Source organism: Pseudomonadota bacterium, assembly GCA_016195085.1.
In the GTDB taxonomy this organism is placed as follows: Bacteria; Pseudomonadota; Alphaproteobacteria; order SHVZ01; family SHVZ01; genus JACQAG01.
The window spans coordinates 18,535-32,776 of sequence record JACQAG010000038.1; the positions used below are offsets into that span (position 1 = coordinate 18,535).

Genomic DNA, 14,242 nt, shown 5'->3' on the forward strand with positions numbered 1-14,242 from the left:
TGTTGCCGGAACGCAATGAAAGGGACGCTTTACCGTAAAAGATCGAGCGCTTTTCCGGTTCCTCGGTCCTCGCCCTGGATCGCGCTCTTGAGGAAGCGCTCGAGATTGCCGCCGGCGAAGCGAAGGCTGCGCATGCCGCAGTATGCAGCCGCTTCGAGATCGCTCGTCTTGTCGCCGACCATGAAGCAGTCCTTCGCGTCGAGAGCGAAATGCGCCAGGGCGGCGCGCAGCATGCCCGGTGCCGGTTTCCTGCAGCCGCAGGCAACCCGGTAGGAGCCTTCTGCCTCGGTCGGGTGATGCGGGCAGAAGAACGTCGCATCCAGCCACGCGCCGTGCTCGCCGAGACGAGCCTCGATCCAGCGGGTGAAGCCGACGAACTCCGCCTCGCTGTAATAGCCGCGACCGATACCGGACTGGTTGGTGACGACGATCACCAGCCAGCCCGCGCGGTTGAGCCAAGCGACCGCCTCCGCGGCCCCGGGCATGAAGCTGAAGTCCTCGGGGCGGTGGGTATAGCCGCGGTCCTCATTGAGGACACCGTCGCGGTCGAGGAGCACCGCCCGGCGCGGCGGCGGCAAGGTCGGCGCGGTCTGCTCGGGAAAGACCGCCCCCGGCGTGGTGGCGCCCGATAGTCTCATCGCCTGAGCGCCCGGTGGTTCTTGACCCAATCCTCGGCGCGGCGGTTCGCCTCGGCCAGCTCTTCGGCATTGAGTTCGGAGCCGAGCTCGGCGATCAGCTCCGTGGCGGCGTCGAACCCGCCCCGGCGCGCCAGCGCCAGCCATTTGTAGGCCTCGACCGGATCGCGTGCGGTGCCCTCGCCGGCGAGGATGAGCGCTGCCAGGTTGAATTGCGCTTCCGGCAGTCCGGCGCCGGCCGCCACCTCATAGAGGCGCGCCGCCTCCCCGGTCTCGCGCGGACCGCCGATCCCGGTCTCCAGAAGATAGGCGAGGTTGTACTGGGCCTCGGCCAGGTTCTGGTCGGCGGCGCGACGGTACCAGCGGCGTGCTTCGATCGGATCCAACGCCAGGCCGCGGCCCTGCTGATAGGCGGTGCCGAGCTTGAACTGGGCGATGGCGAGGCCACCCTCGGCGGCGCGGCGAAACCAGAGGACCGCCTGGCCGTCGTTGACCTGGCCCAGAACGCCGGACTCGAGCTGGATGCCGAATAGGAACTGCGCCTGCGGGTCGCCCCGCTCGGCGGCGGCGCGATAGAAGCGCATCGCTCCGGCAAAGCCGTCGGAACTCGTCTGGCTCAGCGCCTCGCCGCCGCAACCAAGCGCCAAGAGCGCCAAGCCCAGGGCGAAGAGCGGGCGGACGACTAGAGCCAGGCCGTTTGCCTCAGGAGGGCGGCGGTGCCGGGGGGGTCCCGCCCCGGGGCAGCGGCTGCGCGTCCACCGGCGTGCGGGGCTGCGGCTGCGGCGGCATCGCCGGGCGGTTGGCCGGGGCCACGCCCATGGGCATGGGCTGCGGCGTGGCCGCATAGTAGGCGGCCGGCGGCTGGCCAACATAGCCAACGATGCGATCGTGCTGATTGGGCGGTAGAGGAACGGCATAGCACGTGGCTTCCGCCAGGCTTCGATAGCAGTAGATCGGTGGCGGCTCGAACTGCACGAGCCGATCGAAGTTCTCCACCTCGTGGCGATGACAGCCGGCGAGAGCAAGGCCTGCCAGCAGGATTGCCGGTGCGTGACGCATGGGTCGTGCCCCTTCTGGGCGGTTTTCCTATTCTGCTAAATAGTATACCGCCAAATTGGTTATGCTGCCAGGTGCCGGGCCGTGGCTGATTTCCCAGCAAGAACGGCGGTTTGGAGAGCCCCATGCTGATTGCCCAGATCACCGACCTGCATATCCGCCGACTGGGCGAGCGGGCCTATTCGGGCGAGATCGACACCGCCGAGCGTCTGGCAAGCACGGTTGTCTTCCTCAACGACTTCCAGCCTCGTCCGGACCTCGTGCTAGCGACCGGCGATCTCGTCGATTATGGGCGGGCCGAGGAATACGCCAATCTCAGGCGCGTGCTCGATCCGCTGCAGATGCCGCTCTACCTCATCCCCGGCAATCACGACGACCGCGCCGCTTTGCGCGCCGCCTTTCCCGATCACGGCTACCTGCCGCCGGAGGGCTTCCTCCACTACACCATCGAGGATCGGCCGCTGCGCCTCATTGGTCTCGATACCATCGATCCCGGCAAGGGCAGCGGCCTCATGTGCACCGAGCGGATCGCCTGGCTCGACGCCAGGCTCGCCGAAGCCCCGGGGCGCCCGACGCTCATCTTCATGCACCATCCGCCGTTCATGACCGGCATCAAGGAGATGGATGACCTCTGGTGCTTCGGCGGCGATCGCATGGGCGAAGTCGTCCAGCGCCATCCCCAGGTCGAGCGGGTGATTTGCGGCCATTTGCACCGGGCCACGCAGATGCGCTGGTACGGCACCATCGCCCTCTCGACGCCGGCGACCGCGCCCGAGGTGGCGCTCACGCTCCGAGGCCATGGCACCCATGGTTGGGAGCTGGCCCCACCCCATGTGGGATTTCATCTCTGGCAGGATAAGGCGGGGCTGGTGAGCCATGTCGCCGCCGTGCGCGAGGCGGCGGTCAGGCCTTTCCGCTATTGACCGGCTTCGCCGATGCCTGGCGAGTGAACCAGGCGAGCGCCACCAGGGTCACCGCATAGAACGCCAGCTGGATGCCTGAGGGCTGTGCCGTGTAGCCGATGAGGCCGTGCAGGAAGCGGCCGGCGAGGCTGTCTTCGGAGAGGAGCGCCGAGCTGTCCCAGACGGCATCGCCCAAGGCCGGCAGCAGGTCGGCCGCCACCAGGAACTGCGCCCCTTGCGCCGCCATGCCCGCCGCGAGGAAGGCGATCAGCCAGGTCGTCACCCGGAAAAACAGCCGTTGCGGCACGCGGGTGAGCCCGAAGAAGAGCGCAAAGCCGATCGCCGCTCCGGCGAGAACACCGATGGCGCTGCCAAGCACGATCGGCATCGCCTGGCCGCCTTCCGCAGCCGCCACGCCGAAGAGAAACAGCACAACCTCGGAGCCTTCGCGCATGACCGCGAGCCCGACGATGATCGCCAGCGCCGCCAGCGAGCGCCTGCCGGCGGCGACATCGCGTCCGACGAGGGAGAGACGCTGAGCGATCTCTTTGCCGTGGCGGCTCATCCAGATGTTGTGCCAGGCCAGCATGACGACCGCGGCGAACAGCACGCTCGCATTGAACAGCTCCTGGCCGACGCCGGCAAAGGACGCGGAGAGCTGGCCGGCGAAGAAGGCGAGCAGAACGGCAACGCCAAGTCCGCCTGCGACCCCGGCCGCGACGAAGCGACCCCTGAGCGCCAGCCCTCGGGTGCTCGCCATGACGATGCCGATCACCAAGGCCGCTTCCATCACCTCGCGGCAGACGATCAAGGCCGATGCGAACATGGGCGGGAATGTTTCCGGCGTATTGCCGCGAGATTGCTAGTCGCTCATCGGCACCGGCAGGCGACGACGGCTCGGCTCAATTCAGCGTCTTCAGCACGCTGGTGATGGTGCCGAAGATCTCGTCGATGTGCTTCTTCTCGACGATGAGCGGCGGCGACAAGGCCATGATGTCGCCGGTGGTGCGGGTCAAGACACCCTTCTCGTAGCATCTGAGGAAGGCATCGAAGGCACGCTGGCTGGGCTTGCCGGCCCTGGGCTCCAGCTCGATGCCGGCGATGATGCCGAGATTGCGCAGATCAATGACCGGGCCGACGCCCTTCAGGGAATGCACCGCATCCTCCCAGTAGCCGAGGAGGCCGTTGGCGCGCTCGAACAAGCCTTCGTCGCGGTAGATGTCGAGGGTGGCGAGAGCCGCCGCAGAGGCGACGGGGTGGCCCGAATAGGTATAGCCGTGGAACAGCTCGACGGAGTTGTCCGGCGCGTTCATGAACGCATCGTAGATGCCCTTGCGGGCAAACACCGCCCCCATGGGGATGGTGCCGTTGGTCAGCCCCTTGGCGGTGGTGATCAGGTCCGGCTTCACCTTGAAATACTCGGTGGCGAAGCTCTGGCCCAGCCGCCCGAAGCCGGTGATCACCTCGTCGAAGATGAGGAGGATGCCGTGCTTGTCGCAGATGGCGCGGAGCTTCTCCAGATAGCCCTTGGGCGGCACCAGCACGCCGGTCGAGCAGGCTACCGGCTCGACGATGACAGCGGCGATGGTGGAGGCATCGTGGAGGGCGACGATGCGCTCGAGCTCGTCCGCCAAATGCGCGCCCCATGCCGGCTGGCCGCGGGAGTAGGCGTTCTTCTCGAGATTGTGCGTGTGCGGCAGATGATCGACGCCGGGCAGCAACGGGCCGAAGGTACGGCGATTGACGCCGATGCCGCCCACCGAGATGCCGCCGAAGCCCACGCCGTGATAGCCGCGCTCGCGGCCGATCAGCCTGACCCGCGTGCCCTGGCCGACGGCGCGATGGTAGGCGATGGCGATCTTGAGCGCGGTGTCGACCGACTCGGAGCCGGAATTGGTGAAGAACACATGGTCGAAGCCCGGCAGCATGTGCGTGAGCCGCGCCGCCAGCTCGAAGGTCAAGGGATGGCCCATCTGGAAGGCGGGCGCATAGTCCATGGTCTCGACCTGCTTCGCCACCGCCTCGATGATCGGCTTGCGGCGGTGGCCGGCATTGACGCACCACAGGCCCGCGGTGCCGTCGATGATCCGCCGCCCGTCGCCGGTGGTGTAGTGCATGCCCTCGGCGGCGACCAGCATGCGCGGGTTCGCCTTGAATTGCCGATTGGCCGTGAACGGCATCCAATGCGGCTCGAGGTCATTGGGCATCTTGATGTCGGCGGAGGTGACGGCGGCCATGGGAACTCCTTCGATACAGGCGGCGATCATGCCGCGTAAGTCTCGTTGCCCGCAGCATAGCAGCCGCCCTTCCATTGCGGAACGCTCCCCTTCGACGCTACCTTGTGCACGGAACGGGATGGGCCGGCGGTCGGTCGGCACCCGGCATTGGCGAAGGAGCTAAAGGCGCATGACGACCGGCGAGCTCGTGGCGATCGGGATTGCAGTCCTCATCGTGATCGGGGCGATCATGATCTACAACGGCCTGGTCTCCGGCTATCAGCAGGTGAAGAACGCCTGGTCGCAGATCGACATCCAGCTGAAGCGTCGCCACGACCTCATCCCCAACCTGGTGAATACGGTCAAGGGTGCCATGCAGACGGAGCAGGCGCAGCTCACCGCAGTGATGCAGGCGCGCAATCAGGCGATGAGCGCCACCTCTCCGGCGCAAGCGATTCCAGCGGAGAACGCGCTGACCGGTGCCTTGCGCGGGCTGATGGCGGTGGTCGAGGCCTATCCGCAGCTCCGCTCCCAGGAGAACGTTCGCCCTCTCATGGAAGAGCTATCGAGCACCGAGAACAAGATCGCCTTCGCCCGCCAGCACTACAACGACTCCGTGCAGGCGCAGAACATCCGCGTCGCGACCTTTCCGAGCCTGATGTTCGCTAGGCTGTTCGGCTTCGCAGCGGAGACCATGTTCCAGGTTCCTGAATCCGAGCAGGCGGCCATCAACGCCGTTCCCGAGGTGAAGCTCTAAGACGGTTTCCTCGCCGATGAGCGCTGCCGAGCTCACCAACACCGATTTTGACCGCGCGATTGCGCGCAACAAGCGCAACACCATCATCCTGATCGGCGGGCTGGCGCTGATCTCGGGCGTGCTCGGCTACGTGCTGGGTTGGGCGTGGGGCGCCATCGACGATCTCATGAGCATGTCCAACGCCGATTACGTGAGGCTGACCGCCGCGGAAATCGCGCTCGACCTATTCCGGTTGCCGCCGCGCAGCCAAGCGCTGGTCGGGGCCGCCATCCTGATCGCCTTCGGCGTCGGCTGGGGCTTGATCACGCTCATTGCCGGGGCGTGGATGCTGGCGGCTTTCGTCGGCGCGCGGCCGGCCGATCCCAACAACCCGGCCGAGCGGCAATTCATCAATGTGGTCGAGGAGATGGCCATTGCCGCCGGCCTGCCCATGCCGCGCGCCATGATCGTCGATACGCCGGCGCTGAATGCCTTCGCATCCGGCGCTTCGCCGGCACGCGCCGTCATCACCGCGACCGCTGGGCTCATCACCGCCTTGACCCGCGAGGAGCTGCAAGGTGTGATCGGCCATGAGATGGGCCATGTCGCCGACTACGATGTGCGCTACAGCACGGTGACGGCGGCGATGGCGGGGATCGCCGTGCTGGTGCAGCACACCTTGCTTGACCTCATGCGCTGGTCGCCGGTGCCGTCGCGGCGCCGCGACCGCGACTCGCGCGGCGGCCTTATCTTGGTGGTGATGGCGATTGTGGTCGTGGTCGCGGTGCTGGCGGCACTCGCAGCCAAGCTGGTGCAGTTCGCGATCTCGCGGCAACGCGAGTATCTCGCCGATGCGACGTCGGTCAAGTTCACTCGCAATCCAGTGGGGCTGATCCACGCGCTCGAGCGGCTGCAGCAAAGCGATACCGCATTGGCGCGGCCGGACTCGCCGGTCGCGGCACTCTGCATCGCCGGGCCCAGCCGAATGGCCCTGGTCGAAGCGTTTGCCACGCATCCGCCCATCGAGGACCGGATCCAGCGCTTGAGGAATCTCGGCGGCGCCGCGGAGGTGCCGCCGCACGCGGGCGGCTCCGTGCCGCCGTCGCCGCCGCCCAGGCACGGTCCCTGGGGTTGACCGGGCGGCGCAAGGATCAGCGCGTGATCTCTCGGAAAAACGCCTGATAGCTCTGGACCACGGCGGCTTCGGTGAACTCGGCCCGGAAACGCCGGTAGCCGGCCTCGATGAGGCGCCGGCGCAGTTCGGGTTCGGCCAAAGTGCGACGGATCGCCGATGCCAGCGCCGCGGCGTCGTCAATGGGGACCAGGAGCCCGTCTTCGCCGTTGCGGATGAGGTCGGCCGGGCCGACGGATGCCGCGGCCACCAGCGCCACCCGGTTCGCCCAGGCCTCGATGGAGACGATGCCGAAGGGCTCGTAGCGCGAGGGAAATACGCAGAGATCGGCGGCGGCCAGCAGGCTCGCGCGGTCGTTGCGCCAACCGAGAAAGCGGACGCGATCGATCAGGCCGAGCGTGGCGGCGAGCTGCTCCAGCGCCCCCCGCAGCGGCCCCTCGCCGGCAATCCAGAGATAGACGCCGGGCAGATCGGTCAGCGCCGCCAGCAGCACATCGAATGCCTTAGCCTCGTGCAGCCGGCCGAGCGCCAGCAGGAGCGGCGCCTCCTCCGGTGTCGCGTGCGCGGCCCGCGGCACCGGCGGGGCGCTCTCCTCGCGCGCGAGCGCACGGAGCACATGGGCGTGCTCCGCAGGGATGCCGCCAGCCTGGATGTGCCGGCGCATGGCTTCGCTCATGCCGACGAGATGCTGGCAGCGCCGATAATGCTTGAGGTCATAGAAGCCACCGAGCCAGCCGACGGCGACGAAATCGCCCTTGGGCACGAAGGCGGCGGCGCGCTGCATCCAGGCCATGACGATGTCGGGCCGATAGTCGTGGATCAGGCGGGCGATGCCGCGCTTGGTGAGGAAGTCGAGCCAAAGGTTGCCGAAGCCGAGCTCGAGCGTCGGCACGCCGCCCAAACGAAGAGCGCTGGCACGCTCGCCCTGGGCGCGGATCGCTGCCTGCTGATCGAGACCGCAGCGGGCGAGCGCCAGCGCCGTGTCTTGAAAGCAGGTCTCGGCTCCACCATGGCGGGCGCCGGCCATGAGATGCAGCACCTTCATGGGATGAGCCTCTCAAATGCGGCGGCCGCCTCGTCCCAACCCCAATGGCGCTGGGTCAAGAGCGCGGCCACATGCTGGCGCCGCCACAGCTCATCATCCTGGAGAAGAGTCACGGCGGCTTCGGCGAAGCTGGTCTCGCGATCGGTGACGAAGCCGGTGGTGCCGTCGATGACCCGCTCCGGCACCGAGCCCAGGCGCCCGACCACGGCAGGCACGCCGGCGGCCTGGGCTTCGGCGACGGCCAGGCAGAAAGTCTCGCTGGGATCGCCGCGATAGAGCAGCACACGGGTGCTCCGCATCTCGTCGGCGAGCATCGTCTTCGACACCGGGGCGCGCAAGACCACGCCCCAGTTGCCGAGCTGGCGGGCGTATTCGAGGATCGGCTCCATCGCCTGCGCTTTCGCCAGGCCAAAGGATCCGTAGGTGGTCGGCCCGGAGAAGACATGCAGCTCGGCCAGCGGCATCACGGGATGGATGCGCTTGGCCCAGAGATGCAGGAGCCAGTCGAGGCCGCGGAGCGGATTGGAGACGAAGAGTGCCCGCGGTCCCGGCGCCAAGTCCAAGGGCTCGGCCTGGCGGAACATCTCGCCGACGCCGTAGGGGATGATCGCGCGCGGACCCGACGGCGCCCAGAGCGGATAGGTCGAGGCGTGATAGCGCCCGGAGAATACGACCGTAGGCTTCAGGCGAAACAGCGGCCAGAGATAGCGCCGCTTCATAAGATAGCTGGCGGGGTTGTGAATCCAAAAGACACGGCGGCGCGCCTCTGCCACCAGCGAGATCAGCTTATGGCTGCGGTTGGCGATATAGAGATCCGCCGCCTCGGGCACGCCGGCCGCCAGCGGCGCCCAGTCGATGCCGTCCGTGTCGGAGGCTTCGCTGCAATTGTTGCGGACCACGATCCGATGGCCGCGCCCGGCGAGCGCCGCGGCCAAGGAGGCAAACGCCGTCTCGGCGCCGCCGAGGGGACCCGTGGCCAGGCTGGCCGCATCGAAGCGGATGCCGTCATCGGTCATGACGATGACGGCCATCAGGCCCCGCCCCCGACGCGCTGCCAGAGATCGCGGCAGACTCGCTCCACCGCGGCCACGCTCAAGCCGTCCATCAGCGTATCGCTGGTCCGATGATCCCAGCCCGGCTGGGACATGAGCTCGGCCGGGCTCGCCGGTGTCAGCGCGACCGCGCTCCGCTCGCCCCAGGGGCGGTAATGCTCGACCGGGCTCGGGCCGAAGAGTCCGACGGTCGGCACGCCGGTCGCGGCCGCCAGATGCATGAGGCCGGAGTCGTTGCCGACGAAGAGCCGAGCCCGCCCGATCGCCGCCGCCGCGGTCATGAGATCGATCCGGCCGACGAGGTCGATGACGCGGGAGGCGGGCAATGCTGCCAGGACCGGCTCCGCCTGCCCCCGATCCTCTGCTCCGCCCAGCACCATGACGCTGGCGTCGGGCAACATGCCGTCGGCCGCGGTCAGGCTGCGGGCGAGTGCCGCGAAGCGCTCGGCTCGCCAGGTCTTCGCCCGCCAATTGGCGGCGGGCGCCAAGGCCAGCACCGTCCTCTCCCTTGGAATCACCGCCGCGGCGCGGGCCGCGTGCTCGGGCGCGATCCAGAGCCGGGGCGGCGGCGGCCGGTCGCCGAGGCCGAACAGCCGGGCGAGGCGCACCACCCGGTGCTCGGCGCTGGTGGATTTCAGCAAGACCCGCCGCTCCCGGGCCGCCAGGAGGTAGGCCAAGAGCGAGCCGCGGAGATCCACCACCAGCCGCCAGGGCCGACCCACGGTCCCGGCCCACAAGCCGAGCCAATGGCCGGCCCATCCCCGCTTTTCCAAGGTCAGCACCCGCTCCAGCCCCGGCACCGCCTGGAACAGCGGCGCCGCCAGGGGCCCGCAGGCGATGGTGATGCGCGCACCCGGATAGGCCTCGATGAGATAGCCCAGCACACCCGTCGACAGCACCGCATCGCCGATGCGGGTGGAGGTGACGAACAAGAGGTTCATCGAGAGCTTGCGGAACAGATGCGAACCGGCATCGAGCACGTTATAGGGTTGGGGGCCGGCCTTGCCAAGCAACGAGCCGGTCCCCGCCTCCGCCTTGCAATGAGGCGGGGACCGGACCAACTCATAGGCGGACGTCATCGGAGGGCAATCATGGTTGCTGCGTCGTTCTCCCTGCTCGAAGGCAGGGGCCTCATCCAGGTCGGCGGCGAGGATCGGGTCGCCTATCTGCAAGGCCTGGTCTCGAACGACGTGAGCAAGGTCGCCGAAACCCGTGCGCTCTATGCCGCCTTTTTGACGCCGCAGGGACGCTACCTGCACGACTTCTTTCTGGCCGAGCATGGCGGCAGCTTCCTCATCGACTGCGAGGCCGAGCGTGCCGCCGACCTCAAGCGGCGGCTCTCGCTCTACAAGCTGAGATCCAAGGTGGCGCTCGCGGATGCGACCGCCGACTGGCTGGTCGCGGTCGTCTGGGGCGACGGGGCGGCGATGCGTTTCGGGCTTGCCGATGCCGCCGGCGCGGCCGCTCCCTTCGCCGGGGGTGTGGCCTTCGTCGATCCGCGATTGAGCCGGCTGGGCACCCGCGCGCTGCTGCCGCGCCAGAGCGGCACGCAACCCCTGGAGGCGCTCGGCCTCTTATCCGGCGATGCCAAGGATTATCACCGACTCCGCATCGCCGAAGGCGTGCCGGACGGCAGCCGCGACCTCATCGTCGACCGCGCGATCTTGCTCGAGAACGGCTTCGACGAGCTGAATGGCGTCGATTGGCAGAAGGGCTGCTATATGGGCCAGGAGCTGACCGCGCGCACCAAGTATCGCGGCCTGGTGCGCAAGCGGCTGATGCCGGTCGAGGTCGAGGGGCCGATGCCCGAGCCAGGCACGCCGGTCACCCTCGATGGCGCCGAAGCCGGCGAGATGCGCTCGGGGCTCGACGGCAAGGCCTTGGCCATGATCCGGCTGGAAGCCTTCGAGAAGGTGCTGGCAGAAGGCAAGACGCTTGCCGCCGGTGCGGCCCTGCTCCGCCCGCGCAAGCCCGATTGGGCCAGCTTCTGATGGCCGACGACGACCGGAAGTTCTTCAACGACGGCGCCGCCTATGAGCAGTTGATGGGACGGTGGAGCCGGCGCGCCGGCGCCCTCTTCCTCGATTGGCTGGCGGTCGGCAAAGGCATGCGCTGGCTCGACGTCGGCTGCGGCAACGGCGCCTTCACCGAGGTGATGATCGCCAAGGCCGCGCCGGGCGAGGTCCGGGGCATCGACCCGTCCGAGGCCCAGATCGACTACGCCCGTGGCCGCGCCGAATCGAAGCCGGCGGAGTTCCAGGTCGGCGACGCCGAGGCGCTGCCATTCGCTGACGCCGCCTTCGATGTCGCCGTCATGGCGCTGGTCATCACCTTTGTGCCGAACCCCGGGAAGGCGGTCGGCGAGATGGTGCGGGTGGTGAAGCCGGGCGGACTCGTCGCAACCTATATGTGGGACATCCTCGGCGGCGCCTTTCCGCTCGAGCCGATGCGCGCGGGGTTGCTCGCGATCGGCATCGATGCGCCGCGATCGCCGGGCGCGGAAGTATCGCAAAAGGCCGAGCTCAACCGCCTGTGGACCGAGGCCGGGCTCGAAGCGGTCGAGACGCGCGAGATCGCGATCGAGGTCGCCTTCCGCGACTTCGACGAATTCTGGGACTCCAACATGGCGCTCGCCACGCCCATCGTGCAGAAGGTGCGCGCCTTGTCTCCGGCGGATCTCGAACGGCTCAAGGCGATCCTGCGGCAACGCCTGCTGAAGGGCGCTGACGGCCGGATCTCCTTCCCCGCGCGCGCCAATGCGGTGAAAGGTCGCGTGCCGCAGTAGCGCCTCGCCTCAAAGCGCCTTCCGAAACGTCAGATTGATCCGACTTGCGCCGGTGAGCGGATGCGCGCCCGCTGCCGGCGCGTCCACGCCGTGAAAGGCAAGGCGCGCCGGCCCGCCCCAAACCACGACGTCGCCATGCTGCAAGGGAATGCGCCGGGGCCTGTCGCTGCGCGTCTCGCCACCGAAGAGAAAGACCGCGGGCTGGCCCAAGGAAACGGAGACGATGGGTTGACGCATGTCGCGCTCGTTCCTGTCCTGATGCAATGACAGGCGCGCCGGACGCTCATAGCGATTGATCAGGCATGAGTCGGGAGTGTAGCCCTCGAAGCCGGCCCAGAGGGCGGCGCGCTCGGCGAAACCCCGCAAGATGTCGGGCATCGCCGGCCACGCCTGTGCCGCTTCCGGGTCAGTGGCCTGATAGCGGTATCCCTGTCGATCAGTGACCCATCCCACCTCGCCGCAATTGGTCATGGCGACCGACATCCGGAAACCACCGGGCGTCACCATATGGCGGAACGGCGCCAGCCTTTCGACCCCGGCGACAGCCGCGAGCAAGGCGGCCGCGTCGGGCTCGACGAAGCGCCGAAGCACAGTCGCGCCCCGGCAAATAGCGGCGATGCCTGCCGCGGCCTCGCTCGCTGGGCCGAACAGATCGCCTGCCGCAGCACCCTTGATCCTGCTCATGCGTCGGCCGATGCCATATGCCAGGGAATTGGGGCGTGCGGGCGCGACGTCAACTCCCTCCCCCGCCCAAGGCGCGAGGGAGGGAACCGGACTCTATCAGAGTTCACGCCCGAACGGGCTCGGCGGCCGGTGCCTTCGCCTTGCCCGCTTCGGTCTTTCCGTTGATCCAGCGTGCAGCGGCTTCGGCGACCCGCTTGCCGAAATGGATGGCGGTCTTGCGGTCGCCTTCAGGCGGGGTCAGCTCGGCGGGCTGATCGGAATTGGACTGGGTCATGAGCCCAATCCAGGAGCCCAGCCGATTCAAGTCGGCCGGGCTGCCCTTGGAGGAATTGTTGCCGGGAGGCAGGTCGAGCCCGACCCACAGCATCTGATGCTGCATCGCCAGGATATTGAAATACTGCAGCGAGTTGAGCTTGTCGCCATTCTGGGAGGCGGAGTTGGTGAAGCCGGCGGCGAGCTTGTCGCGCCAGGCGAGGCTCATCCAGCGCTTCGAGCTGGCGTCGGCGAAGACTTTGAACGGGCCGGACGGCCCGCCCATGTAGGTCGGCGCGCCGAAGATAATGGCGTCGGCCGCATCGAGCGTGCTCCAGTCGGCCTCATCGATCTTGTCCACGGCGATGACATTGACCTTGGCGCCGGCGACCTGGCCGGCCCCCTTGGCGACTTCCTCGGCCACGACCTTGGTGTGGCCGTAGCCCGAGTGATACGCGATCGCGACTTGAACCATGGATTTGCTTCCTTCTGTTGGTGAGATTTGTAAGCGTTAGTGTTACCAAAATGCACAAAAAAACAGGGCTTATCCCGTCGCCGCGCGCGCTCCGATCTCGCCGACGATGTCGGCGACGGTGATGTGCGACAGCTCGGCCTTCAGCGCCTGCTCGGTGCGCGAGCGTACCTGCGCCAGCACGCGCTGAATCTTGCGGCCGACCGGGCAAGCATCGTTCGGGTGCTGATGCACGGCGAAGGAGTCGTTGGCTTCCACCGCCTCATGGATATCCCAGAGCCGGATGCGATCGGGCTGCTTCGCCAAGGTCACGCCGCCGGCGGCACCGCGCTGGGCATGCACCAGCCCGGCCCTGCCGAGCGCGGCGATGAGCCGTCGCACCACGACGGGATTGGTGTTGATGCTGCCGGCCATGAACTCAGAGGTGGTCGGGCCATCGGCCTTGAGGGCCAAGATAGCCATGATGTGGGTCGCCATCGCGAAGCGGCAATTGCTGGACATCGATTTCGTCCTTCGTCGCCTACATGGTTACGAATTGCGAAGGCTGCAAGAGGGCGGGATGTGCCCATCCGTCGGCGCCCGCGATTCGGATGACTACACAGGGCGATCCGCCGGACGCGGCTTCGTGCGCTTCCCCGCTCGTTCCAGAATCGCCTTCGCTCGCCCCGGCTCGGCACGCGCACCCCGCGCCTTGAAATAACGCGCGGCCTCCGCCTGAGCACCGACTCGCGCGGCAATCGCGGTGGCAATGTACTGATTGAGGCTCACCCCGGCCGCTTCTGCCTGGGCGCTGGCCTCCTCCTTGAGATCGTCCGGAAGCCGAAGCGGAAATGGGCTCATGATCGAATTCTCCGTAACACGGCGGCGGGGCGTTCGACTGCAATGCCGAAGCGGGCGCCCGCGGCTGCCATATCCCTGATGTTGAAAGTCGCAATCGCGTCGGCGCCACCGTTGATCGCCGTTTCCAATACGAGATCGTCATCTGGATCGGCTGCTAGCGGCCGCCAACGATAGTCGAATGGCACCGGATCGCATATTTCCGCCAATTCGTCGAGCACAGCCAGTACCTCTTCGAGGCTCAGCCCAATCATGTCCAGCATCCTCGGTCGCGTCAGCACCTTCTCGTATTCAAGCAGCAGTGCGGTCGAAAGCAGCAGATGCGCTTGGCCGTCCAACAGGTCCAACAGAAGCTGGCGCGACGCACCACGCGGACTGTCAAAAGCCGCCACCATGACGTCGGTGTCTATGACAAGCCGGTGCACAGCGATATCTTAT

The 14,242-nt window shown here is 67.5% G+C and carries 18 protein-coding genes; 5 read left to right on the top strand and 13 right to left on the bottom strand.

Annotated features, from left to right (window positions below; all coding sequences use genetic code 11):
• Positions 1 to 29: 29 nt before the first annotated feature.
• From HY058_11240 to HY058_11250, 3 genes are read right to left on the bottom strand one after another with little or no spacing between them, the layout of a single operon-like run.
• Positions 30 to 638 carry an HAD family hydrolase gene (locus tag HY058_11240; protein ID MBI3497867.1) on the bottom strand — a complete coding sequence of 203 codons (609 nt, stop codon included), beginning with the start codon at positions 636 to 638 and terminating at the stop codon, positions 30 to 32.
• Positions 635 to 1,282, bottom strand: a complete 648-nt coding sequence (locus HY058_11245) for a sel1 repeat family protein (protein MBI3497868.1) — start codon at positions 1,280 to 1,282, stop codon at positions 635 to 637. Before HY058_11245 ends, HY058_11240 begins: the two co-directional genes overlap by 4 nt.
• A gap of 55 nt (positions 1,283 to 1,337) precedes the next feature.
• The gene (locus HY058_11250) at positions 1,338 to 1,694 is read right to left on the bottom strand and encodes a hypothetical protein (GenBank protein MBI3497869.1); all 357 of its coding nucleotides are present in this window, start codon (positions 1,692 to 1,694) and stop codon (positions 1,338 to 1,340) included.
• Between the two features lie 122 nt (positions 1,695 to 1,816).
• Here HY058_11250 and HY058_11255 point away from each other — a divergent pair, with 122 nt between their 5' ends.
• Positions 1,817 to 2,614, top strand: coding sequence for a phosphodiesterase (locus tag HY058_11255; protein MBI3497870.1), 798 nt, complete (start codon positions 1,817 to 1,819; stop codon positions 2,612 to 2,614).
• On the opposite strand, the gene HY058_11260 is transcribed toward HY058_11255, so the two are convergent.
• Both HY058_11260 and HY058_11265 read right to left on the bottom strand, forming a co-directional pair.
• Positions 2,595 to 3,419, bottom strand: coding sequence for an FTR1 family protein (locus tag HY058_11260; protein MBI3497871.1), 825 nt, complete (start codon positions 3,417 to 3,419; stop codon positions 2,595 to 2,597). The two genes, HY058_11255 and HY058_11260, sit on opposite strands and share 20 nt — an antisense overlap.
• A 76-nt stretch (positions 3,420 to 3,495) precedes the next feature.
• Positions 3,496 to 4,830 carry an aspartate aminotransferase family protein gene (locus HY058_11265; GenBank protein MBI3497872.1) on the bottom strand — a complete coding sequence of 445 codons (1,335 nt, stop codon included), beginning with the start codon at positions 4,828 to 4,830 and terminating at the stop codon, positions 3,496 to 3,498.
• 169 nt (positions 4,831 to 4,999) lie between these two features.
• On the opposite strand from HY058_11265, the gene HY058_11270 reads away from it, so the two are divergent.
• Together HY058_11270 and HY058_11275 are read left to right on the top strand one after the other, a co-directional pair.
• The gene (locus tag HY058_11270; protein MBI3497873.1) at positions 5,000 to 5,566 is read left to right on the top strand and encodes a LemA family protein; all 567 of its coding nucleotides are present in this window, start codon (positions 5,000 to 5,002) and stop codon (positions 5,564 to 5,566) included.
• Between the two features lie 16 nt (positions 5,567 to 5,582).
• A complete protein-coding gene (locus HY058_11275; protein ID MBI3497874.1) occupies positions 5,583 to 6,680 on the top strand; it encodes a M48 family metalloprotease in 1,098 nt (365 codons plus the stop codon).
• 16 nt (positions 6,681 to 6,696) lie between these two features.
• Here HY058_11275 and HY058_11280 read toward each other — a convergent pair whose 3' ends face one another.
• From HY058_11280 to HY058_11290, 3 genes are read right to left on the bottom strand one after another with little or no spacing between them, the layout of a single operon-like run.
• Positions 6,697 to 7,722, bottom strand: a complete 1,026-nt coding sequence (locus tag HY058_11280) for a glycosyltransferase (protein ID MBI3497875.1) — start codon at positions 7,720 to 7,722, stop codon at positions 6,697 to 6,699.
• Entirely contained in the window at positions 7,719 to 8,753 is a 1,035-nt protein-coding gene (locus tag HY058_11285) for a glycosyltransferase (protein MBI3497876.1), read from the bottom strand. Before HY058_11285 ends, HY058_11280 begins: the two co-directional genes overlap by 4 nt.
• Entirely contained in the window at positions 8,753 to 9,715 is a 963-nt protein-coding gene (locus tag HY058_11290; protein ID MBI3497877.1) for a glycosyltransferase family 9 protein, read from the bottom strand. The genes HY058_11285 and HY058_11290 overlap by 1 nt, the downstream gene beginning before the upstream one ends.
• 150 nt (positions 9,716 to 9,865) lie before the next feature.
• On the opposite strand from HY058_11290, the gene HY058_11295 reads away from it, so the two are divergent.
• Complete coding sequence (locus HY058_11295; GenBank protein ID MBI3497878.1) at positions 9,866 to 10,765, top strand: folate-binding protein YgfZ; 900 nt, start codon at positions 9,866 to 9,868, stop codon at positions 10,763 to 10,765.
• Entirely contained in the window at positions 10,765 to 11,559 is a 795-nt protein-coding gene (locus tag HY058_11300) for a methyltransferase domain-containing protein (protein ID MBI3497879.1), read from the top strand. The genes HY058_11295 and HY058_11300 overlap by 1 nt, the downstream gene beginning before the upstream one ends.
• 9 nt (positions 11,560 to 11,568) lie before the next feature.
• On the opposite strand, the gene alkB is transcribed toward HY058_11300, so the two are convergent.
• The 5 genes from alkB to HY058_11325 form a co-directional block, all read right to left on the bottom strand.
• The gene (alkB, locus tag HY058_11305; protein MBI3497880.1) at positions 11,569 to 12,243 is read right to left on the bottom strand and encodes a DNA oxidative demethylase AlkB; all 675 of its coding nucleotides are present in this window, start codon (positions 12,241 to 12,243) and stop codon (positions 11,569 to 11,571) included.
• A 103-nt stretch (positions 12,244 to 12,346) separates the two neighbouring features.
• On the bottom strand, positions 12,347 to 12,970 hold the full coding sequence (locus tag HY058_11310) for a flavodoxin family protein (GenBank protein MBI3497881.1): 624 nt from the start codon (positions 12,968 to 12,970) through the stop codon (positions 12,347 to 12,349).
• Between the two features lie 69 nt (positions 12,971 to 13,039).
• Entirely contained in the window at positions 13,040 to 13,468 is a 429-nt protein-coding gene (locus HY058_11315; protein ID MBI3497882.1) for an Rrf2 family transcriptional regulator, read from the bottom strand.
• Positions 13,469 to 13,561: 93 nt separating this feature from the next.
• Positions 13,562 to 13,807: a toxin-antitoxin system HicB family antitoxin gene (locus HY058_11320; protein MBI3497883.1), complete on the bottom strand. Its 246-nt coding sequence runs from the start codon at positions 13,805 to 13,807 to the stop codon at positions 13,562 to 13,564.
• Positions 13,804 to 14,199 carry a putative toxin-antitoxin system toxin component, PIN family gene (locus HY058_11325; protein ID MBI3497884.1) on the bottom strand — a complete coding sequence of 132 codons (396 nt, stop codon included), beginning with the start codon at positions 14,197 to 14,199 and terminating at the stop codon, positions 13,804 to 13,806. Before HY058_11325 ends, HY058_11320 begins: the two co-directional genes overlap by 4 nt.
• Positions 14,200 to 14,242: the final 43 nt, after the last annotated feature.